Genomic DNA, 23,520 nt, shown 5'->3' on the forward strand with positions numbered 1-23,520 from the left:
CAAACGTACCATGATTTATGGAATGATCCGTGTGTATTTTGTGCCCTCAAGCGTCGCACCGATCAGCAAACCTGCCTGACCAAATACAACGGCAATCACGGGGGCCAGTGACGTCACGGTGTTGGCTTCCAAAGCATCGCCACGGTCATTGAACGCGTATTCCAGATCAGCACCCGCAGCCCAACCGCTGGAGCGGCGGAAGTCCAAAAGCGCTTCGTCTGTCATGAAGAACAAGACGTGAGCGTATTGCTGCGCGCCCAGTTGCAGCCCGACGTTGGCCTGCGCGGTCGAATAGTAATCAACCGACGTGCCACCCACGCGCAACGCGCCGCGCCCGTATGCGCCACCAAATCCGATCAGGCCCGCTTCGGTGACCAATGGCATGACCAGCAATCCGCTGGATTTATCCGCCAGATCGCGGGTTGCGGGGAATTCATTATACATGAAAGACAATGTGCTGCTCACGCGGCCATCGATTTTTGCACTGCCGTTCGATCCGATGCCGTTGCCACATGCTGCAACAAAGGGCGTGGCCGCCAATGCACCGAGGCCAAAGGCACGGCGCGACATAGATGGGCGCGTGCTCGCGGCCGCATCCGCCAAAAGGGGAAGGTCTTTTTTCATGATACTACTCTGCTCGTTGCCGTTATGTTTAGGTCGCCTCGTTTCAGCGGGCGATTACCCATATAATACGCAGGAAAAACAGCCATGTCACGACATAAGCATGCGCAGTTTGCGTAAAATGGCGGTGATCCGCCGTCAGGGTATCAGCCTGCTTGCAACAGCTTGGCAACACGCGGTGCAAAGTAGGTCAGAATCCCATCACAGCCTGCGCGTTTGAAGGCCATCAGGCTTTCAACCATAACCGCCTCTTCGTTGATCCAGCCCTGTTCGGCCGCGGCCATGATCATCGCATATTCACCGCTGACCTGATAGGCATAGGTCGGCACGCCAAACGCATCTTTGACCCGAAAACAGATGTCCAGATAGGCTTGGCCGGGCTTGACCATGACCATATCCGCACCCTCCATCAGATCGCGCTGGATGTGGCGCAGGGCTTCATCGCCGTTTGCAGGGTTCATCTGATATGTTTTCTTGTCACCTTTAAGCGCGCCCGATGCGCCAACGGCATCGCGGAACGGCCCGTAGTAGGCGCTGGCGTATTTTGCCGCATAGCTCAGGATCGTGACGTCGGTGTGTCCTGCGGCTTCCAAGGCAGAGCGCATGGCCCCGATCCGCCCGTCCATCATGTCGGATGGGCCCAGAATATCGGCACCCGCCGCCGCTTGGGCCAGCGCCATCTTGACCAAGGCCTGAACGCTTTCGTCATTGACGATCACACCGTCACGCACGATCCCGTCGTGGCCATTGGCGTTATAAGGATCAAGCGCCACATCGGTCATCACCGCAATCTCTGGCACCGCAGCTTTGATTGCACGGATCGCACGGTTTGACAGATTGTCAGGGTTCCATGCCTCTTCGCAACCATCGGTTTTCAGGGCGGGATCAGTATAGGGAAAAATACATATCGCGGGAATGTTCAGGCCTGCCGCCATCCGCGCGGCCTGAACTGCGCGATCAACGCTCATTCGTTCAACACCCGGCATGGACGGGACGGGCGTGGTCATGTCCTCGCCGTCCATGACGAAGATCGGCCAGATCAGGTCATTGGTCGTCAGCACCGTCTCCTGGGCCAACCGCCGCAGCGCATCACTGCTGCGTAAACGGCGCAAACGCGTGGTTGGATGTGGGGCCACGGGCGGGGGCAGGGTCGGTCTCATAGCAAGGGGCTCCACAACAGCAAACTGGCCTCAAGACCTGACACGAAAAACCTTGCCCCTCAAGGGTAGGAATTGCCGCAAAGCGCGGCTATAGCTTGCGCGCGCGCAAACAAGACGCGCGAAGACAAAAGGGCAGCCCCGTTGGATTGGTATGATAGCGTATTCGAGCTGATTGATCTGCGCTCGTTTTCAAACCTTTGGTATTGGATTGCGCTTGCCGTGGTGTGGTCATCGGCCAGCCACTACGTCTTGGGCGTGCCGTATGATCTTGTGTTGCGGGCCAAACGTAAAGGCGGGCAAGCCGCGCTGGACCTAGAGGATCTGGTGCGCATCAACATCAATCGCCTGCTTTACATTGGCGAGGTGTCGGGCCTGTGGCTCTTTGGTTTGGGCTTTTTCATTCTGACCAGCTTGGCGTTACTTGGGTTCGTCTACTATCTGGAATTTGCCCAAGCGCTTTTGCTTATCCTGTTTCCGATGTCTATTTTGGGGCTGATGTCGATTTCGACGGCACGGTTGATCCGCGAAACGGTTGAGGATCTCGATCAACTTTATGCCCGTCTTTTGCGGCACCGCTTTTGGACGCAAGTCCTGGGCATCGTCTCTATCTTTGTGACGGCCATGTGGGGCATGTATCAAAACGTTAACCTTGGAAGCCTCTAATATGCGCGGGGGGCTTGACCTGCAGGGCACGCACAGTAGGTCAGCGGCATGACAAACGCACCCATCATTCTTTCAGGCGCGCCCGAAGGGTTTGACGCGCAGCTTCTGGTCCGCGAAATGCAAAAAGGCGCGCCCGTGGTCCATGTCGCGCGCGATGACAAACGCCTTGAAGCGATGCGCGCAGCCCTGTCGTTTTATGCCCCTGACGTGCCTGTGCTGGTTTTTCCGGGATGGGATTGCTTGCCATATGATCGCGTCTCGCCCAATGCGGATGTGTCGGCGGCACGTATGGCTGTTTTGGCAGGCCTTGTTCATGGTGCGCCGAAATCCTTTATTTTGTTGACAACGCTGAATGCAGCGACCCAAAAGGTGCCCGCGCGTGAGGTGTTGGCGGGGGCGGCGTTCAAAGCGACAGTCGGTCATCAGGTCGATGAAAAAGCGCTCAAGGACTTTTTGGTCCGCATGGGGTTCAGCCAAAGCCCTACGGTGATGGAGCCTGGTGATTATGCCGTGCGCGGCGGCATCATTGATATCTATCCGCCGAAAACAGGTGCGGGCGACCATGGGCCTGTGCGTCTTGATCTGTTCGGCGATGTTTTGGACGGCGCGCGGCGGTTTGATCCCGTCACGCAGCGCACAACCGAAAAGCTGACCCACGTTGAGCTGGCCCCTGTCTCGGAAGTCATTCTTGATGAGGCCGCGATCACACGGTTTCGACAGAATTACCGCATTGAATTTGGCGCCGCCGGCACCGACGATCCGCTATATGAGGCGGTAAGTGCAGGGCGCAAACATGCGGGGATTGAGCATTGGTTGCCGTTCTTCCATGCCTCTTTGGAAACGGTTTTTGATTATGTGCCCTCCGCGACGGTGACGCTGGATGATCAGGTCACGCCGATGCGCGATGCGCGTTGGCTGTCTATCGCAGATCAATATGAAACACGTACCGAGGCTCTCAGACAAAAGGGACGGATGGGCAGCAGTGTCTATAAACCGTGCCCACCTGCGTTGTTGTATCTGGACGATACGGCCTGGGAAGCGGCGCTAAGTGGTCGGCGTCAACTTCAGCTTGTGGCATTGCCCCAGGCCACTGGGGCAGGTGTGCTGGACGCGGGCGGACGCATCGGGCGTAACTTCTCGCCTGAGCGGCAGCAGGAAAGTATCAGCCTTTTCAAATCTCTGGCAGATCATGTTAAAGTAAAACTACAGGAAAAACCTGTGGTGATCGCGTCTTATTCCGAAGGCGCGCGCGAACGGCTCCAAGGTCTTATGGAAGACGAAGGGCTTGGCACTGTCCGTCTGATCAAGGACGCGCGCGAGGTGGAAGCAGGGCGCATTCATCTGACTGTCTGGGCGCTTGAACACGGGTTTGATGCGCCCGACATGGTGGTTGTGTCCGAACAAGACGTGCTTGGCGACCGTCTGATCCGGCGCGCCAAAAAGAAACGCCGCGCCGATAACTTCCTGTCAGAAACCCAAAGCCTTGCCCCGGGCGATCTGGTGGTGCACGTCGACCACGGCGTCGGGCGTTTCAAAGGGATGGAAGTGGTCACAGCCGCAGGGGCCGCCCATGAATGCCTGTTTTTGGAATATGCCGAAGGCGCCAAACTGTTTTTACCTGTCGAAAACATCGAATTGCTGTCCAAGTTTGGCCACGAAGAAGGGCTTTTGGACAAGCTCGGTGGCGGGGCATGGCAGGCCAAGAAAGCCAAGCTAAAGGAACGCATCCGCCAGATTGCGGACCGCCTGATCCGTGTTGCGGCAGAGCGTGCCTTGCGCACCGCCCCGATTATGGAGCCTCCCGAAGGCATGTGGGACGCGTTCAGCGCGCGCTTCCCGTATCAGGAAACCGACGACCAGCTGAGCGCCATTGGCGATGTGCTGGACGACATGGGTAGCGGCCAGCCAATGGACCGTTTGATTTGTGGCGATGTGGGCTTTGGCAAGACCGAGGTGGCCATGCGTGCAGCCTTTGTGGCGGCCATGTCGGGCGTGCAGGTGGCCGTGATTGCGCCCACCACCTTGCTGGCGCGCCAGCACTACAACTCCTTTGCCGAACGCTTCCGCGGCTTCCCGTTGGAGGTGCGCCAACTGTCGCGCTTTGTCGGCACAAAAGAAGCGCATGCCACCCGCGAAGGCATCAAACGCGGAACCGTGGACATTGTGATCGGCACCCATGCGCTCTTGGCAAAAACTGTGCGTTTTGAAAGGCTTGGCCTGCTGATCATCGACGAAGAACAACACTTTGGTGTGCAGCACAAAGAACGCCTCAAGCAAATGCGCACAGATATTCATGTGCTGACACTGACCGCCACGCCCATCCCGCGCACATTGCAACTGTCACTGTCGGGTGTACGCGATTTGTCGATCATCGGCACGCCGCCGGTGGACCGTCTGTCGATCCGCACCTATGTCAGCGAATTTGATCCTGTGACAATCCGCGAGGCGCTGTTGCGCGAACACTACCGCGGGGGGCAATCTTTCTTTGTGGTGCCGCGTATCTCGGACCTGCCAGAGATTGAAGAATTCCTGCGCGATCAGGTGCCTGAGGTCAGCTATATCGTGGCCAACGGGCAGATGGCAGCGGGCCAGTTGGACGACACCATGAACGCCTTTTACGATGGCAAATATGATGTGTTGCTGGCCACGACCATCGTGGAATCGGGCATTGATATTCCGACGGCGAATACGATGATTGTGCATCGGGCGGATATGTTTGGGTTGTCGCAGCTTTATCAGATCCGCGGGCGGGTGGGACGTTCCAAGACGCGCGCTTATGCGTATCTGACGACCAAACCACGTGCGAAACTGACCACAACGGCCGAAAAACGCCTGCGGGTTCTGGGCAGTCTGGACACGCTTGGTGCGGGGTTCACGCTGGCCAGTCAGGACCTTGATATCCGCGGTGCGGGCAATCTGATCGGTGAAGAACAATCGGGTCAGATGCGCGAAGTGGGCTATGAGCTTTATCAATCCATGCTGGAAGAAGCGATTGCCAAAATCCGCTCGGGCGAGGCGGAAGGGCTGAGCGATGATGGCCAATGGGCGCCGCAAATCAACCTTGGCGTGCCTGTTCTGATACCAGAAAGTTATGTTGGTGATCTGGATGTGCGGCTTGGATTATATCGCCGTCTCAGTGGGTTAACGACCAAAGTTGAACTGGAAGGCTTTGCTGCGGAACTGATCGACCGCTTTGGCAAACTGCCGCGCGAGGTCAATACGCTGATGCTGGTGGTGCGGATCAAGGCGATGTGTAAAAAAGCGGGTATCGCCAAACTTGATGCTGGCCCGAAAGGCGCGACGATTGGGTTTCACAACAACAAATTCGGCTCGCCCGAGGGGCTGGTGGAGTTCATTCAGGACCAACGCGGGCTTGCCAAGGTGAAGGACAACAAGATCGTGGTGAAGCGCGATTGGACCAAGGAAGCTGACAAGATCAAAGGCGCGTTCCAGATCGCCAAAGACCTTGCCGAAAAGCTGGTTGCCGAGAAGAAACGCAGCGCCAAACAGCCCGCAAAATAGCGAAAATCGGTGTATGGCCTAGCGTCTGCTCACGGTATGGCAATGCGTCAGACGTTTTGCCATCGCAAGCCCGCGTGTCAGAACCTGCGCGACAATACGCGTGCTGCCGCTGCGCATAGCAAAATACCAATGGCCACGGGCAGCGGTGTGCCATCGAATGCCAGCCCGATGGGTGCGGCAATCATCACCGACCCGATGGTGGCCAGCCCCCCCATGAGAGAGGCCGCAAAGCCCGCGATATGGGGCAGGGGTTCCATGCCGATCGCGTTGAGATTGCCAAGTGTCATGCCGGCCATAAAGAAGATCGAAGTTGTCCAGATCACATAGACCGGGAAGGCGAGCGTTGGGACGGCAAGCCATACGGCGATCATCAGCATGCTCAAACCGATTTGAACGCTCAGCATGCGCCGCACCAAAAGCGCCATGCCCAGACGCACGACAATGCGCGCGTTCAGGATGCTGGCGCTGGCCGCAAGGATGGCGATGAGCCCGAACCAAAGCGGAAAGGCAGCACCTTGGTCAAAGGTTTGCGCAAAGACATATTGGGTCGAACTGAGTGCTGCAAAGAGCATCGCATAGCATAGCGTCTGCACCAAGATTGCATCACGAACCACTGCCATTGACAGCATCTGCTTCAACGCCGCCCAAAGCGGTGCCACCCGCAAAGGGCGCGGTGTCACCAGCGTTTCGGGCTGGCGCAAGGCAAACCAGCCAACCGTCAGGATGGAAAACACCACAAAGGCGGCAAAGATCGTCTGCCATGGCCCGATCAGAAGCAGGCCTGCCCCGATCGTCGGGGCGATGGCGGGCACAAGCGAAAACACCAGCATGATGAATGACAGCAGACGCGCCATTTCGCGGCCCGATGCCTGATCGCGGACAATCGCAAGTGCCACGATCCGCGGGGCTGATGCGCCAAGCCCTTGCAGGATGCGGGCGGCCAGAAGGATATCAAGCGAGGGGGCGAACATCGCGGCACCGCCCGCGGCAATATAGACGCCCGCGCCCACAAGAATGACAGGTTTACGCCCAAAGCGGTCCGACAGTGGCCCCACCAAAAATGTCCCAAGGCCCAAACCAAGCACAAAGCTGGTGATCACCAGTTGTGCGCGATTTGGGGCATCTGCGCTCAGATCGGCTGCGATTTGGGGCAATGCGGGCAACATGGCATCGATGGAAAAAGCCACTGTCGCCGTCAGCATCGCCATCAGCGCGACAAATTCGGTGCGTGACAGGGCGCTGTGCAACGGCATTAGCTGCCCTCTGCCGCGATCTGGTCTTTGAGTTCGCCGATCACTTTGACCCACAGATCAGGTTGCTGTGCCCCTGGCACGGCGTGCTGGTTGGCTACGATGAAGGTGGGCACAGACTGGATGCCCATTTTGCGGCTATGTGCGTCACGATCACGGATGTCCTGGGCGTCAGCATCGCTTGCCAGCAGCTTGGAGACCACAGCCGCATCCATTTCGGCGGCATCTGCCAGATCGGCCAGAACCTCATGATCAGCGATATCGCGCCCGTCTTCAAAATAGGCTTTGAAAAGCGCATGGACGATTGCGGTCTGGCGCCCTTCGATACCTGCCCAATGGATCAGGCGATGGGCGTCAAGGGTGTTCGGGGTGCGTTTGATCCCTTCGAAATTGATCGCAAGGCCCGCATCTTCTGCGGCTTGCACCACAGGCGCATAGGCCCGCACAGCCCCGTCCTTGCCGCCGAATTTCGTTTCCAGATATTCGCGGCGGTCCATCCCCTCTGCGGGCATGTCGGGGTTAAGCTGGAAGGGGTGCCATTCGATCGTGAAAGGGTGATCTGGCACCTGTTCTAAGGCTTTGAACAGATGGGTCTTGCCGATGTAGCACCAAGGGCAAATGGGGTCGGAGATGATATCAAGTTTGACCATTTTGGGCCTCATACGCTGAGCGCAGTTGCCCGCGCAGGATTTTGTTGTTGGCGCCCTTAGGCAGGGTTTCCAACTGGATGTAAAGACGGGGCTGTTTGTAGCGGGCCAGATGGGTCCGGGCGTGTTGTTCCAGCTGCGCTTGGGGCAGCGGAGCGGGGCTGGTGTAAAAGGCGGCGATGACGCGCACATCTTCTTTGATTTGCACGTCGGTGACAGCAATTTCGTCGATGCCGTCTACGCGGGCCAGCGTGTTTTCAACATCAAGCGGTGAGACGCGGTAGCCGCCTGCGTTCATCATATCGTCGCTGCGGCCCATCAGCCGCAGGCTGCCGTCGTCTGCAAGCTCTGCCTGATCACCTGTGTCGAACCAATCGCCTTGAAACCGTGCGGCGGTGGCCTGCGGTTGGTTCAGATAGCCAAGCATCAGCCCTGGGTCACTGCGGTGGACGGCGATGGTGCCGTTTTGGGTGATCGCGATGCGGCGGCCTGATTGTGGGCGCAACCCGCTGGCATGGGGCTGCGCGGGGCGATCTGACAGGAAGGTCGAGCATTCTGACATGCCGTAGGCTTCGAGGATGGATGCGCCTGTGGCTTTTTGCCATTTGTCTCGTAATCCTTCCGAAAGCTTTTCCCCTGCGGACAGAAACCGAATGGTGGACGCATCATTCATCTTCATGTGATGCTTGAGGATTTGCCTGTAAATACCTGGAACAGCGGCAAAAACGCTGATTTTGTTATCACGCAAAGTCTGTGGCAAATGGGCGGGATCCAGACCATCAGGCGCGATCAGGGCTGTTGCACCCACGCTCCACGGATCCATGAGGCCTGTTCCGAGCGTATAGGTCCAGTTGAACCCACCCGCGTGCAGCACGCGGTCGTTGGCGTGAATTCCTGTCCAATCGCCAAGCATCATCTGTCTGGCCCAGATTGCGCGGTGCGCGTGCAAAACGGCGCGCGGTGCGGCGGATGTGCCAGAGGTAAAAACGATATAGGCAGGGCGATCAGGGTCGCCCATCTGCGGCGGCAGGGGCGGCAGGTCATACCAGCTTTGGATGGTCTGGATATCATAGCAGGGCACATCGGGCGGGATGGGCAGGTCATCCGATCTGAGCACGGCGGCCGCGCCGATCTGGGTCGCGATGACATCGACTTCGGTTTGGGTAAGTTGTGCTGATGTGGGCACTGGAATGATGCCCGCGGCGATGGCGCCAAGATAGACAATGGGAAACTCAATACGGTTGCCCATGCGCATCAATAGTTGATCGCCCGACATCAGACCGCTGTTTTGCAACCCGCGCGCAACACCAAAGACACAGCGCGACAGCTGCGCAAATGTCAGGGTTTGCGGATCATCTCCCAAGATCGCAATCGCTGTTTTATCTGGTGCGTGTTTGGCAGCGGCCAAGACATGGGCTGCCATGTTGAACGGCGCAGGGCAGGGTGGGACAGGATCATAGGGCAGGATATGTTGCATGTGTTTGAGCTACCTTGTGTGCGGATGTGTTGCAACGGGGCGCATAGAGCGGCTATAGCGATTTGCATGACACAAACCGATCCCAAATCCCTGATCCGCATTGCCCGCGAAGGCGGTGCCGAAGATCTGCCAGAGCCTGTAAACCTTGGTGTGCGGGTGCGTGAATTGCGCAAGGCCCGTGGCTGGACACTTGAGCAGGCGGCAGGGCAAGCGGGCTTGGCCCGTTCAACCCTGTCAAAAATCGAGAATGGGCAGATGTCACCAACCTATGATGCGCTGAAGAAACTGGCGGTTGGACTGGAAATCTCTGTGCCGCAGCTTTTTACACCGCCTGCCAAAGAACAGGTCAGCGGGCGTATGGCCGTTACCAAAAGCGGTGAAGGGTCAGAGCATGCGACAACAACCTATGAACATGAGTTGTTGGCCGCGACGCTGACCAAAAAGACCATGCTGCCCTACCGCGCCCGTGTGCGTGCGCGCAGCGTCGAAGAATTTGACGGATGGGTGCGTCACGACGGCGAAGAGTTTCTGTATGTGCTGACCGGCACGGTGAAGCTGTTTACCGAATTTTATGAACCTGTTGAAATGCGTCGCGGGGACAGCGCCTATTATGACGCTGCGATGGGCCATAACGTGGTGTCGACCAGCGATGAAGACGCGACAATCCTTTGGGTGACGTCTTTGTCCTAGGGCTTACTCGGCGGCCATGACAGCGCCGGCATCATCTTCCAATTCCTGAACAAAGAGCCAATCACTGATTTCTTCCATCGCTTCGGTCATGGTGAGGTGATGGGTTTCGGCAAGATGGGCGACCAATTTGTGCTTGTCATGATGGACAACTTGCAAATGGGCCAGATCGGCTTGGGGGAACCGCTGTTTGATGGCGGCGGGCGAAAACGTGATAACACTTGGCAACTTCATAATGGGCATACATGCCTCCCTTAAACTCGTCCTCGCACTGAAATCGTATGCAAGCACGAAAAGGTTAAACATTGGTCAAGCTGCCGCTGTGTCAGAATGCCCCGATTAGGCGCGAAACAGCCAGCGCAGGACGGGGACCGCAACAAGTGTGGCGACGACCTGAATGGCGATAAACATCGGCACGTGGTCGGGGTTGATGCCTGCAAACGTATCGGACAGCCCGCGTGCGATACTGACGGCGGGATTTGCAAAACTGGTAGATGATGTAAACCAATAGGCGCCCGTAATATAAAGCGCCACAAGGGTCGGCACGGCCGCTGCATTGGATTTCAGCCCGCCGAAGATGACAAAGAGCAACCCGAACGTCGCAAAACCTTCCGATACCCAAAGGGGTAGCCCCGTGCGATCGGTGGTGGACAGCTGCAAAATTGCCTGATCGAACATGATGTGGGTTAGCCAGACACCCAAAATGCCGCCGATAACTTGCGCAGTGACATAGAGGGCTGCGTGGCGCGAGGTTATTTCGCAGCGCAGCGCAAAAGCAAGTGTGACGGCGGGGTTAAAATGAGCGCCGGATATCGGGCCCAGTGTCGTGATGATCACATAGAGCATACAGCCCGTGGCAATGGCATTGGCCAGCAAAGCAATGGCGGTATTTCCGCCTGACAAGGCCTCGCCCATGATGCCAGAGCCGACCACGCCAATCAAAAGAAGGGCGGTTCCAAGCGCCTCTGCACATATTTTGCGGGTCAGCATGCGATCTGTCTTTTTAGAACACGGTTTTGGTGACGACTTTTACAGGCACCGTCACGGCCTTGGTCGCCACACGCGCGGGGCCGCATGCTGCCAAAGCAGCGATGCATATCCCGATGGTGGCGTAGCGTATCCCAATCACTTCGGTGCGATTTCCATAAAGTTGGCGTTGCCGCGATCCAAAAGATTTTCACCCATTTCGGCTTCGCATGCGGCAAGAGCAGTCAGCACAGTGAATGCAGCAAGAACACGGATCATTTGATATTTCCTTAATTTTAGTAGGGATCAGAGGTTTTTGACAGTGCGTGCCGCGCCAGAGATGTCTTGGCCGACACCTTCAACTGTATTGCACGCGGCCAAAAGGGCAATCAGCCCGAGGATCAGAAGTTTAGTTTTCATCATACCACCATACGTCAGGTTGCCAGCCGATCCAGTCACCATAGATCGGCAGATTTTCGGGATATTTCAGCTCTTTGGCATGTGCAATGCGGCTGATGTTGAATTGATAGATCGGGATCACATAGCGCCCCGTCGTCAGGATACGGTCAAGGGCGCGTGTGGCTGCCAGAAACTCGTCTTGGCTGGTCGAATTGAGCAGACGGTCGATCATCGCTTCGGCGGCGGGGCTGTTCATCCCCATCCAGTTGCGCCGCCCCGGTGTGTCTACGCCTTCGCTGCCCCAATAAAGCTTTTGTTCATTGCCGGGGCTGAGCGACATGCCGCGACGATAGTAGGTCATGTCGAAGTCGTAGTTTGTGGTGCGGTCTTTGTATTGCGCGGGATCCACCGTAGTGATCGTGACGTCAATGCCCAGACGTTCAAGGGATTTGCTATAAAGCTCGATGATAGACTGGTTTTCGGCGCTGCCTTGTTGCAACAGCACTTCGAAGGTGAAGGGCGTGCCATCGGCGGCTTTCATCTTGCCGTCGTCCCCCACGGCGTATCCTGCGGCTTCGAACTGGGCGAGGGCGGCGCGGATGTTGCGGCGGTTGGCTTCTGATCCGTCAGAAACGGGCAGGGCGTAGCCTTCCAATGCGCCAGGAAGCAGGGTGTCGGCGTAGGGTTGCAGAAATTCAGCGACCAGCCCCGTGGCGGGGCCGTCTTGCATGCCCAGAACCGAGTTCGAGAAATAGCTGGTGATGCGCGGCTGCTGACCGCCGGTCATGTTGTTGTTGATGAACTCAAAATTGAAGGCATGGATCAACGCATCGCGCACGCGCCAATCCGCAAAGGTATCGCGGCGGGTGTTCATCACAAAGCCGGTGATGCCTGAGGGGCGTTCGTGCGGGATAACAGATTTTACCACATCGCCATTGTCGATGGCGGGAAAATCATATTGGTCATCCCATTTCTGGGCGTTGAATTCGCGGTTCGAATTCAGGATGCCTGCTTTGAACGCCTCAAACTGGGCCGTTCCATCGCCGAAGAATTCGAGGCGGATTTCGTCAAGGTTCATGGTGCCGCGGCGGAAGGGAATGTCGGCGCCCCAATAGTCGGGGTTGCGCTTGAGGCTGACAAAGCGGCCGGCTTCAAAATCGTCGATCACATAGGGCGACGAGGTGATGGGAATGGTATCCAGCCCACTTTCTGCGAAATCCAGCCCGTCCCATTGCGCTTTTTTCAGGATCGGACGCATTCCAACCAAAAGGGCCAGCTCACGATCCTCGGTGTTGAAGGTGAAGCGCACCGAGCGTTCGCCCGTCTGTTCGATGCTTTCAAGCTTTTGCAGCATGCTATGATAGCGCGGGTGGCCCTGGTCGGGATCTCCAAGGGTTTCATAGGACCAGATCACGTCCTCGACGGTGACGGGGGAGCCATCGGAGAATCGGGCCTCTGGGCGCAATGTGAATTCCACCCATTCGCGGCTTTCGCCCACCTCAATCGATTCGGCGAGAAGGCCATAAAGCGCGAAAGGTTCGTCGTAGGAGCGGCCCATCAATGTCTCGACGCCGATGAACCTGAGCTGCCATGGGGTGCTGCCTTTGAGGATAAACGGGTTGAGACTGTCAAAGCTGCCGACTTCGCCAGTGACGATCTTGCCGCCCTTTGGCGCATCGGGGTTGGCATAGGGGAGCGCCGCAAAATCTGGGGGTAGGGCAGGGTCGCCATACATAGCTATGCCATGTTTCGGCTCGGCCTGCGCGAATCCCGCAACACCCGCTGCCAGCAAGATACCGGCTAAGCCACGCGACAAATTGGAAAAAATAGGTTTCATTTTGTGGACAATCCCAGAACTGCTTTGTTTTCTTAGATCAAAGCGTATTCGGAGGGTTAACACAATTCAAACATTCCCCCTTGGACTCTGTGAGCGGATTGCGTATAAGTAAGTCACTGCTCGATAGGTTTCTTGCCTGTATGAAACCTGCCTCAATAACTTAACGCCAGCTTCGTGCTGGCGTTTTTTTTTGGTCATACGCGGTGGCAGATGTCTGTGGCGGTTTACTTTGCACGTGCAGCATATAGGGTGCGCCTAACGGATAAAGAAGGACGACACCATGGCATTGACCTATGATTTAACGGGCAAAACAGCTGTAATTACGGGGTCCAATTCAGGGATCGGCCTGGGGATTGCCGAGGAACTGGCAAAAGCGGGCGCCAATGTCGTGTTGAACAGCTTCACCGATCGCGACGAAGACCACGCCATTGCCGCGCGGATCGCAAAAGAAACAGGCGTTGAGGCCAAGTATATCGCAGCTGATATGTCGAAAGGGGACGATTGCCGCCGGTTGGTGGCTGATGCAGGGGCGTGCGATATCCTGATCAATAACGCGGGCATCCAGCACGTGGCCCCCATCGACGAATTCCCGACGGGCAAATGGGACGCCATTATTGCGATCAACATGAGTTCTGCGTTTCACACAACCGCCCAAGCCCTACCCATGATGCGCAAAGCCGGGTGGGGGCGCGTGATCAACATCGCGTCGGCCCATGGTCTGACAGCCTCGCCCTACAAGTCGGCTTATATCGCAGCCAAGCACGGGGTCGTTGGCCTGACCAAGACCGTCGCGCTGGAAACGGCGGAAGAGCCGATCACCGCCAATGCGATCTGCCCGGGCTATGTGCTGACCCCGCTGGTCGAAAGCCAGATCCCTGATACGATGAAAGAATACGACATGAGCCGTGACGACGTGATCAAGAATGTCATGCTCAAGCGTCAGCCTTCCAAAGAGTTCGCGACAGTTGAGCAGATGGGCGGGACGGCGGCCTTTTTGTGTTCAGATGCGGCAGCACAGATCACAGGCACGACGATTTCGGTCGATGGCGGCTGGACGGCGCTCTAGCGCCATATTTTTCGGGAAAAATATGCCGCGGGATGAATGTTCTGGAACATTCATCTTCCTTAAGGAGTGCGCATCATGACGGTAAAACGGATCAATCTGGCGCTGCAAGGCGGGGGCGCGCATGGCGCCTTTACGTGGGGCGTTTTGGACCGTCTGCTGGATGAGGAGCGGCTGGAGATTGCAGCCATAACGGGCACGTCGGCGGGTGCATTGAATGGCGCAGCGTTGAAGTCTGGCATGGTGGCCGGTGGACGCGCGGGGGCGCGCGAAAACCTGGATTGGCTATGGGGACAGGTTGGTGCGATCAATGATCCGGTTTTTGCGGGTTGGCTGTCTTTGTTTGGCGGCGCGGTGCCGGCCTTGAGCAAAGGGCTGGAAAGCTCGTGGCCGTTTATGGTGCTGGATAGTGTGAGCCGTATGAGTTCGCCTTACGCCTTGGGTGCCTTTTATCGCAATCCTTTGGAACGTATTGTGGAGCGGTTTGCCTATGACCGCGTTTGTGCCAAAGACGGGCCGCGGCTGCATGTTTGTGCCACGAATGTGCGCACCGGCAAAATCCGCGTGTTTGACGAATCCGACATTTGCGCAGAGGCGATTATGGCCAGCGCGTGCCTGCCTACTTTGTTTAAGGCTGTTGAATTGCATGATCCTGCCTCTGACCAGATCGAGGCCTATTGGGACGGTGGATACACGGGCAATCCTGCGTTGTTTCCGCTTTTTGAAGGCGACTTGCCGCCCGATGTGGTGGTGGTCAATATCAATCCGCTCAGCCGTTCCGAAGTGCCAAAGACGGGGCAGGCGATCCAGAACCGGATCAACGAGATCAGCTTTAATTCATCCCTGCTGCGCGAATTACGCGCGATCGCGTTTGTCCAACGGCTGCTGAAGGACGGAGCGATCAAACGGGGCACCATGAAGAATATCCATGTCCATATGATTGCCGATGATGCCTTGATGAACGATTTGGGGGTGGCCACCAAGTTGATCCCTCAGCCTGTGATCTTGGGCAAGTTGAAAGAGGCAGGACGTGCAGCGGCGGATGCGTTTTTGGACGCGCATTGGGATCAGATCGGTCAGGAAAGTTCGGTGGATTTGCCTGCGATGTTCCGCTAGTCGGACGCGTCGGATGGCACGGACGGGTCTTTTGCGTTGGGATAGACCAAGCCTGCCGAGATCACCAGTTTGGCCGCATCTTCCACGGACATATCCAGTTCGATGATGTCATCCGTTGGAAAGAACAACAAAAACCCTGATGTGGGGTTGGGTGTCGTGGGCACAAAAACCGATGTCATTTGATCGGCGCCTGCCTTGGCAAGGACTTCGCCTTTGGTGGCGGTCGAGATGAAACCGATGGCCCAAATGCCCTTGCGCGGATATTCGATCAGGCAGGCTTTGTCGAAGTTGGTATCTGTCTGGGCAAATATCGTTTCGGCGATTTGTTTCACACCGCCATAGATGCTGCGCACAACGGGCGTGCGTTCAACCAGGCTTTCGGCCCATCGCAGCAGGCTGCGCCCGATCAGCCCTTTGGCCATCCAGCCCACCACAACCGTAAACAGCAAGAAGATGATCACGCCGATGCCGCGCACGTTGATCTGACGATCCACTTCCAGACCAAGATAGGTTTGGATCAATTTATCGGGCTGCCAAGCATTGGGCACCAGCGGCAGGACAAAACCGTCAATCCACCCCACAACAGACCAGATCAGCCAGATCGTCAGACCGATCGGTGCAATCACCACAAGCCCCGTCAGAAAATTCGAGCGTATGCGCGCAAAAAGGCCGGGGCGGCGTGGGGGCTCGGGGTGGAAGGGTTGGGTATGAGGCATGTAACAGGCGCAATTCAAAAATGTCGGTAGACGATACCTAGGCAGGTTCGCCCATAGATACAACGGTTTGCCGTGGATGGGGGCCTAATGCGTGGACAGCGTGCTTATTTCACAGGCAATCGCACTGGCCAGCCGCGCATTGTTGCGCACCAAGGCGATATTTGCGGTCAGTGATGCGCCTTTTGTCAGCTCGAAAATGCGCGACAGCAGGAAGGGCGTGACGGCCTTGGCGGTGATGCCTTGGGCTGCGGCTTCGTCCAGTGCGGTTTGGATAATAGGTGCAAGCACGTCCGACGGGATCTGATCTTGGGCAGGGATTGGATTGGCGACAAGCTGGCCGCCGTCAAGCCCCATGGCGGCGCGCATCAGATGGGCTTTTGCAATTCTGGCAGGATCATCCATGCGCAAGGGGGCCGCCATATCAGAGGTGGCAGACCAGAAGGCGGGCAGGGTGTCCTGACCATACGCGATGACGGGCACGCCGAGCGTTTCAAGCACTTCAAAAGTTTTGGGCAGGTCCAGAATGGCCTTGGCCCCTGCGCCCACCACGGTGACGGGCGTTTGGGCCAATTCCTGCAGATCAGCGCTGATGTCAAAGGTGTTTTCCGCACCCCGGTGCACTCCGCCGATCCCGCCCGTGGCAAAGACATGGATACCCGCAAGGCGGGCCGCTATCATCGTGGCGGCCACGGTGGTGGCGCCCGTGCCACCTGTAGCGATACAAGCCGCCATGTCTGCACGGCTGAGTTTCGCGACATTTTGTGCCTTGGCCAGCGTTTGCAGTTGTGCATCTTCCAGACCCACGTGCAGCGTGCCGTCCATCACTGCAATCGTTGCGGGGGTTGCACCTGCCGCGCGCACGTCAGCTTCTACTTGTCGGGCGACCTGCAGGTTTTGCGGATACGGCATGCCATGGGTGATGATGGTGCTTTCAAGTGCCACGATGGGCGCGGCGCTGTTTTGTGCGCGGTGCACGTCGGACGAGAGGGACAGGGGCAAATGCATGTGGTGGAGCCTTCGGCGAGGATATTTGGAAACAAAAGAAATCAGAGGACCGAGACATAATGGGCCGCGGCTGCAAGCCCGTCTTGTAGGGATGTCTGCGGCGCAGCACCAGCGCGTTCGGCGGCGATATGGGCGGCCATGAACGTGTCGCCTGCGCCCGTGACGCGGGCCTGGCGGACCTTGGGTGGGAGAGCGCTCAGGATTTGATTGTCCGTTGCAAAGGCAGCCGCATGCGCCCCGTTTGTCACCAGAACCCGCGTGGCGCCTTTGTCGCGCAGGGTTTGGGCCGCGCTTGGCGCATCGGGCAGGGTTTGGTTGCACAGCAGCCCCGCTTCTTCGAGGTTGACATAAATTGTCGCTTTGGGGTGGTGCAGCAACGGCAACAAACGGCCTGCTTTGCCCGGTGACGCAGGTGCGAGCCGAAGATCGGCAGCGGCAAAGGCAGGGTCATCCGCAATCTGTTCCAGCAGGGTTTTTGTCAGGTTGCCATCCAACACAATGGTGCCAGTGTAAGGTGTGGCGGCACTGCCCAGGCGCCCGTCGTGCAAGGGCGCCAAAATCGCATCGCCTGCTGCTTCCAGTGAGTGGGCATCTGCAATCGCCGCGATCAGACCGTTTGCGCCTTCGATGGCCATGTAGCGATCTGTGGGCAGATCATCGGGGCGAAACAGATGTTGTGTGTCCATACCCATCACAGCGCAGGCGCGTGCCAGTTCATTGCCTTCGGGGTCGGTGCCAACGGCGCTGAGCAGAACAGGTGCCAGATCAAACCGTCGAAGGGTCATGGCCACATTCAAGGCCACACCGCCCGGAAGCCGCGTGATGTGGCCGGGGCGATCATTGCCTGCGATCATATCGCGGTCATGGCGTCCGATGATGTCCCAAAGGACAGAGCCGATGCATAGAACTTCGGTCATTGTGGCGTTTGAAAGGTCAAGGCCGCCCAGAGCGTTTCCCAAACGGCTTGTGACGATTGCGCAAGCGCCGCACTGGGTTCGCGCACTGTGACTGCATCGAGCAGATATGTGGTGTCGGGGGCCACCCGGATCAGCGCAATGCCGTTTGCATCTGTGCGTTCGGTTGTGATGGTAACAGTGCCGTCTGCGGCCTTTGCAAAGATTTCGATCTGGCGATCGGCTTGCGGCGCGTTTTGATACAGCAGTTGGATGGGCAGGCCGCCCGCTAGATCATCGCGGTAGGGGTTTTTCAGCGCAACGATTTCGGTTTGCAGCCCCAAGGGCCGATCTGCGCCATCGCAGGTGCCCACGCAGGCCAGCATTTTGACGTGACGTGTGTACGCTTCGCGGAAGTCCTCAAGGGGCAATCCGCGTGCGTCATGCCGTGCGCGCATATCAGTGAAATCCTTGTGGTCGGCAAAGGATTGGAACTTGCCCCATGTTGCGTAGCGCACGGTCGATACGGTGCTTTCATAACCTGCGATGTAAAGCCCTTGGGTCGCCGCTGTAGCCTGCAAGGCGGGGCGGTCGCCGATGGTGCCATCGACATTTGACGTCATATTGCCCACGGTGATGTCGAAACGGGTGAAGCGATTGGGGTTGAAGATCAACGGCGATCCCACAAACCCTTCGCCATTTTTGAGATCCGCTTGCAAGGTTTCACCGATTTCCAGCTGATAGGCGCTTGCATCCAGCCAAACCTCATGTGCCAATAGCGGGGTTGCGGTTAACAAAAGGGTAAGAGCGGCGATGCGATTTTTCATGATGCTTAAAGTGTTTGTTTTGGTGGCCATGTCAACCAAAGCTGTCGCCCATGAGGTGACACCTACGGTGGCCGATATCACTGTGACGCAGACCGAGGTGGTCTTGCAGCTGAAGGCCAATGCCGAGGCGTTCCTGGCGGGGCTTGATCTGGCCGTTGTCGAAGATACCGATGATGCGGCCAATGCGGATGCATATGATGCCTTGCGCGCGTTGCCTGCCGAGGAGTTTTCCGCGGGCGTGCGGGCGAGTTTTCCTGATTTATCTGACAGCTTTATTTTGATGCAAGGCGATGCGCGGCTGCCGCTAGAGTTGTTGGACGTTGTGGTTGAGGATGTAGCGGGGGTTGATCTGCCGCGCACCACGACACTTCGGATGCGGGCGGATGCGGGCGCGGGCCCTGTGACCTTTGCCATGGCGCCGGCCAATGGTGCGTTGGTTTTGCGCCAACAAGGGGCAGGCGAAGCAGGCTTTGCAGGCCTTCTGAGCGCGGGCGAGGCATCCCCGCCGATCAGTGTTGAGGGCGGGCACTCCGAAAGTGGCTGGCAGACATTCGTGCGCTTTATCCCTGTGGGTGTTGAGCACATTGTGCCCCTTGGTCTGGACCATATCCTGTTTGTCTTGGGGCTGTTCTTTTTGGCACCGCGGCTTGCGCCGCTGCTTTGGCAGGTGAGTGCGTTCACGCTGGCGCATACGGTAACACTGGCGTTGGGCGCCACGGGGGCCGTGCCTGTGAACCCCGATATTGTCGAGCCGCTGATTGCGCTGTCGATTGTCTATGTGGCGGTGGAGAACATCTTTACCGACGGTTTGCAGAAATGGCGGCCTGCGTTGATTTTCGCATTCGGGTTGCTGCATGGTCTGGGCTTTTCGATTGTGCTGGAAGAATACGGCATTCCGGACGGGCAATTCCTGCCCGCACTTGTGGGCTTTAACATCGGCGTCGAGGTGGGCCAGTTGATCGTCATCGCCATCGCCTTTGCGCTGGTCGGTTACTGGTTCCGTCACAAGTCGTGGTATCGCCCGCTGATTGCGATCCCTGCCAGTGCCGCGATTGCCTTTATCGGGGCCTATTGGGTCGTCGAGCGCACGGGTCTGTTGGGCATGATCACGGGCGCTTAACCCGACTTTGGAAAACCTGAAACCAAGGCTTGCCTTAGGGTTGGCCTTGGTCTAAACGCTCCTCACTTCAATCCCGCAAGCGGGGATTGGGCGTATTGGACAGACATCCCCAATCGTCCGCCGGTTGAAACATCCGTTTCTACCCCCGCTGAGGCTTAAACCGGAAAGGATACGGACATGGCCGTTGATTTCACCATGCGCCAGCTCTTGGAAGCAGGCGTTCACTTTGGGCACCAGACACAACGCTGGAACCCGCGTATGCAAGAGTTCATCTACGGCTCGCGCAATGGCATCCACATTATGGACCTGACACAGACTGTGCCCATGCTGGACGCAGCCCTGAAAGCCGTTCAGGAAACTGTCGCAAAAGGCGGCCGTGTTCTGTTCGTCGGTACAAAGCGTCAGGCGCAAAAGCCAATCGCTGAAGCGGCCGAGAAATCCGCGCAGTATTACATGAACCACCGCTGGCTTGGTGGCACGCTGACCAACTGGCAGACGGTGTCAAAGTCGATCCAGCGTCTGAAGCATATCGACGAAGCATCCGAAAACGGTTTCGCTGGCCTGACCAAGAAAGAGCGTCTGGGCATGGAGCGTGAGCAGGCCAAACTGCAAGCCTCGCTTGGTGGTATCCGTGAAATGGGTGGCGTTCCTGATCTGCTGTTCGTCATCGACGTGCGCAAAGAAGATCTGGCCATCGCAGAAGCTAAGAAACTGGGCATTCCCGTTGTAGGCGTTGTGGACAGCAACTGTTCGCCCGATGGCGTTGATTTCATCATCCCGGGTAACGACGACGCAGCACGCGCCATCGCGCTTTACTGTGATCTGGCCGCCCGTGCCGCCCTTGAAGGTATGACTGCGCAAATGGGTGCGGCTGGTATCGATCTGGGTGAAATGGTTGAAGCCCCTGCCGAAGAAGCTGTTGCTGAAGAAGCACCTGCTGAGCAAGCACCTGCAGAAGGCTGATCGCCTTTTCACACTTTAAATAAATTGCGGGGCAGGGGTCCCGCAATTCCCCCTTTTTGAGATATGAGGAGACCCTCCCATGGCGATTACTGCTGCAATGGTAAAAGAGCTGCGCGAAACATCAGGCGCAGGTATGATGGACGCTAAAAAAGCGCTCACTGAAAACAATGGCGACATGGAAGCGGCGATTGACTGGCTGCGCACCAAGGGCCTTGCAAAAGCGGCCAAGAAATCGGGACGCACAGCGGCCGAAGGTCTGGTGGCTGTTGCGGTTGACGGTTCCAAAGGCGTTGCCGTCGAAGTGAACTCGGAAACCGACTTTGTTGGTAAAAACGCGGACTTCCAAGCCATGGTCGGTGGCATCGCCACAGCCGCTCTTGGCGTGTCGGACGTGCACGCGTTGAAAGCGGCCGATATGGGTGGCAAATCGGTTGAACAGACCGTGACAGACGCGATCGCAACCATCGGTGAGAACATGTCGGTGCGCCGTATGTCGGCAATCGAAGGCGAAAACGTTGTTTCCTATGTGCACAACGCTGCGGCGGATGGCATGGGCAAAATTGGCGTGCTGGTTGCAGCCAACGGTGGCGACGCAGCCTTCCTCAAGCAGGTTGCAATGCATATTGCGGCGATCAACCCCGCTGCGCTGTCGGAAGATGATCTAGACCCGGCTGTTGTTGAAAAAGAAAAGCAGGTTCAGATGGATATTGCCCGTGAAAGCGGCAAGCCTGAGCAGGTTATCGAAAAGATGATCGTGGGCCGCATGAAGAAATACATGTCGGAAGTCACATTGCTGAACCAGTCTTTTGTTGTGAACCCTGACCTGACGGTGGGGGACGCTGCCAAAGAAGCCGGTGCTGACATCAAAGGTTTCGTGCGTCTTGAAGTTGGCGAAGGTATCGAAAAGAAAGTCGAAGATTTCGCAGCGGAAGTGGCCAAAACAGCGTCGGGCGCCTAAGCCACCCCATCAGGTTACAAGTATGCAAGAACGCCTCTGTCACATCTGACAGGGGCGTTTTTTATCCGCTTTGGATAAACGAAGGAAGGTGCCGCCCCAAACACGCAGGACGACACCCAAGATTGATCAGCCCCCATTAACCAGGGAGATAAAGGGAGGTGACCAGGACCTAAACCGCCCTCGCCAAAATAAACGATTACAATGGTTTAGAAGAAGGGGCAGGGTTTTGTAATTTCAAAAGTTACCCCCTCAGCGTCCCAAAGGCTTAGCCTCCACTCACGGAACACGTTTAAGGTGCACCTTTACGCAGGGTAACGAAAGTAGGGATTTCCTTACCAATTCCTAAAAACAAGGGGAAACGGGTCGCGGTATTCCCCGTAAATCATATATCCAGCACGTAAATCTGGTTCTGGACACTGGCTTTCAACACTGCTTGTGCTGTGGTCTCAACATCCAGACACTCGCGCGCCAAACGTAGATGTTTTTCAACCGTTGCGGGCGTCAGCCCCATGATCGTGGCGATGTCTGCCGTGGTTTTGCCGTCACCCACCCATTCAAGCGTTTCACGTTGGCGCTTGGTCAGGCTGCGGGCAGGGGCCAGATAGGGCAGCGAGATGATCTTGAGGTGTGCCACATTGGCCATCACGGTGATATCGCGCCCATGGTCGCCCCAGACGTCATCCAGATGGGCCTGCGACAGCCCTTCGGCACCTGTCAGAGCGATGGCACCTTTAGAGCGTGCTGATACCGCCTTGAAGCTGATCGAATAGCCGCAGGTCACGCCCATCGAGCGGTTGAATTGAACGACCTCTTGTTCTTTTGCGGTCAGCCCGTCGGTGCGCGCCATTTCTTCCAGCCACGACCAACTACAGCTGCCGTCGTTTTCCAGTGCCCATTTCACCATTGGTGCGTGATAATAATGGCGGTCGTTTATAAACGTGTCCGAATAGTTTGAGGGATGGTTTGACAAGATCAACAGATCCTCGGGTGAACCGAAGGAATTTTGCGTCATGAAGTTGGTATAGCCGTAAAGCAGCCGGTCAAAACCATATTCGGCCATCTTCGATGTCAGCAACGCCCAGACTTCTTCCATGGCCTGTGCGCGTGTGACGTCTTCGAGAAAGCCGCGATCAATCATGGGGCGGCCAGATGATTGGCTGCGGCTTCAAGCGCAAGGTCATATCCCTTGGCGCCAAAGCCGCAGATGACCCCAAGTGCTACATCACTGAGATAGGAATGATGACGAAACGCTTCGCGCGCATGCACGTTCGACAAATGCAGCTCGATCATCGGCACGGCGGCTGCTGATACAGCATCACGTAGAGCAACGGAGGTGTGGGTATATGCGCCAGCGTTCAGGATGATCAGAGCGTGCGTGCCTTTGGCGGCTTGCACCATATCGACCAACGCGCCTTCAGAATTGCTTTGCGCACATGTCACGTCCAGCCCAAGCGATTTGCCAAATGCGACGCAGCGGTCCTCAATCTGGGGCAGGGTCGTTGCACCGTAGACTTCAGGCTCACGTGTACCGAGCATATTCAGGTTCGGGCCGTTGAGGATCAGGATCGGCGTCATTTCAATACCTTAGTCAGTTTTACAATGCTTAGACCTGCAATGGGTGCGCTGACAA

23 protein-coding genes are annotated in these 23,520 nt (G+C 57.1%); 8 read left to right on the forward strand and 15 right to left on the reverse strand.

Going from position 1 to position 23,520, the window contains the following annotated elements; genetic code table 11:
* Positions 1 to 15 precede the first annotated feature (15 nt).
* Positions 16 to 624, reverse strand: coding sequence for a YSC84-related protein (locus tag L1065_RS00805; RefSeq protein WP_237093546.1), 609 nt, complete (start codon positions 622 to 624; stop codon positions 16 to 18).
* Between the two features lie 143 nt (positions 625 to 767).
* Positions 768 to 1,781 (reverse strand): porphobilinogen synthase, encoded by a 1,014-nt coding sequence (gene hemB, locus L1065_RS00810; protein ID WP_370641119.1) that lies wholly within the window; start codon positions 1,779 to 1,781, stop codon positions 768 to 770.
* Between the two features lie 141 nt (positions 1,782 to 1,922).
* On the opposite strand from hemB, the gene L1065_RS00815 reads away from it, so the two are divergent.
* Positions 1,923 to 2,444 (forward strand): component of SufBCD complex, encoded by a 522-nt coding sequence (locus L1065_RS00815; protein WP_237093547.1) that lies wholly within the window; start codon positions 1,923 to 1,925, stop codon positions 2,442 to 2,444.
* Between the two features lie 48 nt (positions 2,445 to 2,492).
* The gene (mfd, locus tag L1065_RS00820) at positions 2,493 to 5,966 is read left to right on the forward strand and encodes a transcription-repair coupling factor (protein ID WP_237093548.1); all 3,474 of its coding nucleotides are present in this window, start codon (positions 2,493 to 2,495) and stop codon (positions 5,964 to 5,966) included.
* Between the two features lie 77 nt (positions 5,967 to 6,043).
* Here mfd and L1065_RS00825 read toward each other — a convergent pair whose 3' ends face one another.
* From L1065_RS00825 to L1065_RS00835, 3 genes are read right to left on the reverse strand one after another with little or no spacing between them, the layout of a single operon-like run.
* Positions 6,044 to 7,219, reverse strand: a complete 1,176-nt coding sequence (locus L1065_RS00825) for a multidrug effflux MFS transporter (protein ID WP_237093549.1) — start codon at positions 7,217 to 7,219, stop codon at positions 6,044 to 6,046.
* Positions 7,219 to 7,866, reverse strand: coding sequence for a DsbA family oxidoreductase (locus tag L1065_RS00830; protein ID WP_237093550.1), 648 nt, complete (start codon positions 7,864 to 7,866; stop codon positions 7,219 to 7,221). The genes L1065_RS00825 and L1065_RS00830 overlap by 1 nt, the downstream gene beginning before the upstream one ends.
* Positions 7,853 to 9,340 (reverse strand): class I adenylate-forming enzyme family protein, encoded by a 1,488-nt coding sequence (locus L1065_RS00835; protein ID WP_237093551.1) that lies wholly within the window; start codon positions 9,338 to 9,340, stop codon positions 7,853 to 7,855. The genes L1065_RS00830 and L1065_RS00835 overlap by 14 nt, the downstream gene beginning before the upstream one ends.
* Positions 9,341 to 9,406: 66 nt before the next feature.
* Here L1065_RS00835 and L1065_RS00840 point away from each other — a divergent pair, with 66 nt between their 5' ends.
* Entirely contained in the window at positions 9,407 to 10,030 is a 624-nt protein-coding gene (locus L1065_RS00840) for a helix-turn-helix domain-containing protein (RefSeq protein ID WP_237093552.1), read from the forward strand.
* A 3-nt stretch (positions 10,031 to 10,033) separates the two neighbouring features.
* Here the strand turns inward: L1065_RS00840 and L1065_RS00845 are convergent, their stop codons facing one another.
* From L1065_RS00845 to L1065_RS00860, 4 genes are all read right to left on the reverse strand, one after another.
* Entirely contained in the window at positions 10,034 to 10,270 is a 237-nt protein-coding gene (locus L1065_RS00845; RefSeq protein WP_237093553.1) for a hypothetical protein, read from the reverse strand.
* Positions 10,271 to 10,366: 96 nt separating this feature from the next.
* Positions 10,367 to 11,017 (reverse strand): MIP/aquaporin family protein, encoded by a 651-nt coding sequence (locus L1065_RS00850; RefSeq protein WP_237093554.1) that lies wholly within the window; start codon positions 11,015 to 11,017, stop codon positions 10,367 to 10,369.
* A gap of 282 nt (positions 11,018 to 11,299) precedes the next feature.
* On the reverse strand, positions 11,300 to 11,413 hold the full coding sequence (locus tag L1065_RS00855) for an entericidin EcnA/B family protein (RefSeq protein ID WP_237093555.1): 114 nt from the start codon (positions 11,411 to 11,413) through the stop codon (positions 11,300 to 11,302).
* The gene (locus tag L1065_RS00860; RefSeq protein WP_237093556.1) at positions 11,403 to 13,229 is read right to left on the reverse strand and encodes an extracellular solute-binding protein; all 1,827 of its coding nucleotides are present in this window, start codon (positions 13,227 to 13,229) and stop codon (positions 11,403 to 11,405) included. Before L1065_RS00860 ends, L1065_RS00855 begins: the two co-directional genes overlap by 11 nt.
* Positions 13,230 to 13,509: 280 nt before the next feature.
* Between L1065_RS00860 and L1065_RS00865 the strand changes: the two genes are divergently transcribed.
* On the forward strand, positions 13,510 to 14,295 hold the full coding sequence (locus tag L1065_RS00865; protein WP_237093557.1) for a 3-hydroxybutyrate dehydrogenase: 786 nt from the start codon (positions 13,510 to 13,512) through the stop codon (positions 14,293 to 14,295).
* A 75-nt stretch (positions 14,296 to 14,370) separates the two neighbouring features.
* Complete coding sequence (locus tag L1065_RS00870; protein WP_237093558.1) at positions 14,371 to 15,408, forward strand: patatin-like phospholipase family protein; 1,038 nt, start codon at positions 14,371 to 14,373, stop codon at positions 15,406 to 15,408.
* Here the strand turns inward: L1065_RS00870 and L1065_RS00875 are convergent.
* From L1065_RS00875 to L1065_RS00890, 4 genes are all read right to left on the reverse strand, one after another.
* Positions 15,405 to 16,124, reverse strand: a complete 720-nt coding sequence (locus tag L1065_RS00875) for a DUF502 domain-containing protein (RefSeq protein WP_237093559.1) — start codon at positions 16,122 to 16,124, stop codon at positions 15,405 to 15,407. The two genes, L1065_RS00870 and L1065_RS00875, sit on opposite strands and share 4 nt — an antisense overlap.
* An 84-nt stretch (positions 16,125 to 16,208) precedes the next feature.
* A complete protein-coding gene (locus L1065_RS00880; protein ID WP_237093560.1) occupies positions 16,209 to 17,129 on the reverse strand; it encodes a pseudouridine-5'-phosphate glycosidase in 921 nt (306 codons plus the stop codon).
* A gap of 41 nt (positions 17,130 to 17,170) precedes the next feature.
* Positions 17,171 to 18,046, reverse strand: coding sequence for a PfkB family carbohydrate kinase (locus L1065_RS00885; RefSeq protein WP_237093561.1), 876 nt, complete (start codon positions 18,044 to 18,046; stop codon positions 17,171 to 17,173).
* The gene (locus tag L1065_RS00890; RefSeq protein ID WP_237093562.1) at positions 18,043 to 18,849 is read right to left on the reverse strand and encodes a DUF4198 domain-containing protein; all 807 of its coding nucleotides are present in this window, start codon (positions 18,847 to 18,849) and stop codon (positions 18,043 to 18,045) included. Before L1065_RS00890 ends, L1065_RS00885 begins: the two co-directional genes overlap by 4 nt.
* Between L1065_RS00890 and L1065_RS00895 the strand changes: the two genes are divergently transcribed.
* From L1065_RS00895 to tsf, 3 genes are all read left to right on the forward strand, one after another.
* Positions 18,848 to 19,969 carry a HupE/UreJ family protein gene (locus L1065_RS00895; RefSeq protein ID WP_237093563.1) on the forward strand — a complete coding sequence of 374 codons (1,122 nt, stop codon included), beginning with the start codon at positions 18,848 to 18,850 and terminating at the stop codon, positions 19,967 to 19,969. The two genes, L1065_RS00890 and L1065_RS00895, sit on opposite strands and share 2 nt — an antisense overlap.
* Before the next feature lie 177 nt (positions 19,970 to 20,146).
* Positions 20,147 to 20,932 carry a 30S ribosomal protein S2 gene (gene rpsB / locus L1065_RS00900; protein ID WP_237093564.1) on the forward strand — a complete coding sequence of 262 codons (786 nt, stop codon included), beginning with the start codon at positions 20,147 to 20,149 and terminating at the stop codon, positions 20,930 to 20,932.
* A gap of 79 nt (positions 20,933 to 21,011) precedes the next feature.
* The gene (gene tsf / locus L1065_RS00905; RefSeq protein ID WP_237093565.1) at positions 21,012 to 21,890 is read left to right on the forward strand and encodes a translation elongation factor Ts; all 879 of its coding nucleotides are present in this window, start codon (positions 21,012 to 21,014) and stop codon (positions 21,888 to 21,890) included.
* Between the two features lie 382 nt (positions 21,891 to 22,272).
* Here the strand turns inward: tsf and L1065_RS00910 are convergent, their stop codons facing one another.
* Positions 22,273 to 23,028, reverse strand: coding sequence for a LuxR family transcriptional regulator (locus L1065_RS00910; RefSeq protein WP_237093566.1), 756 nt, complete (start codon positions 23,026 to 23,028; stop codon positions 22,273 to 22,275).
* The gene (gene aroQ / locus L1065_RS00915; RefSeq protein WP_237093567.1) at positions 23,025 to 23,465 is read right to left on the reverse strand and encodes a type II 3-dehydroquinate dehydratase; all 441 of its coding nucleotides are present in this window, start codon (positions 23,463 to 23,465) and stop codon (positions 23,025 to 23,027) included. Before aroQ ends, L1065_RS00910 begins: the two co-directional genes overlap by 4 nt.
* Positions 23,466 to 23,520: the final 55 nt, after the last annotated feature.

Origin of the sequence: Nereida sp. MMG025 (assembly GCF_021654165.1) — a bacterium.
Classification (GTDB): domain Bacteria; phylum Pseudomonadota; class Alphaproteobacteria; order Rhodobacterales; family Rhodobacteraceae; genus Nereida.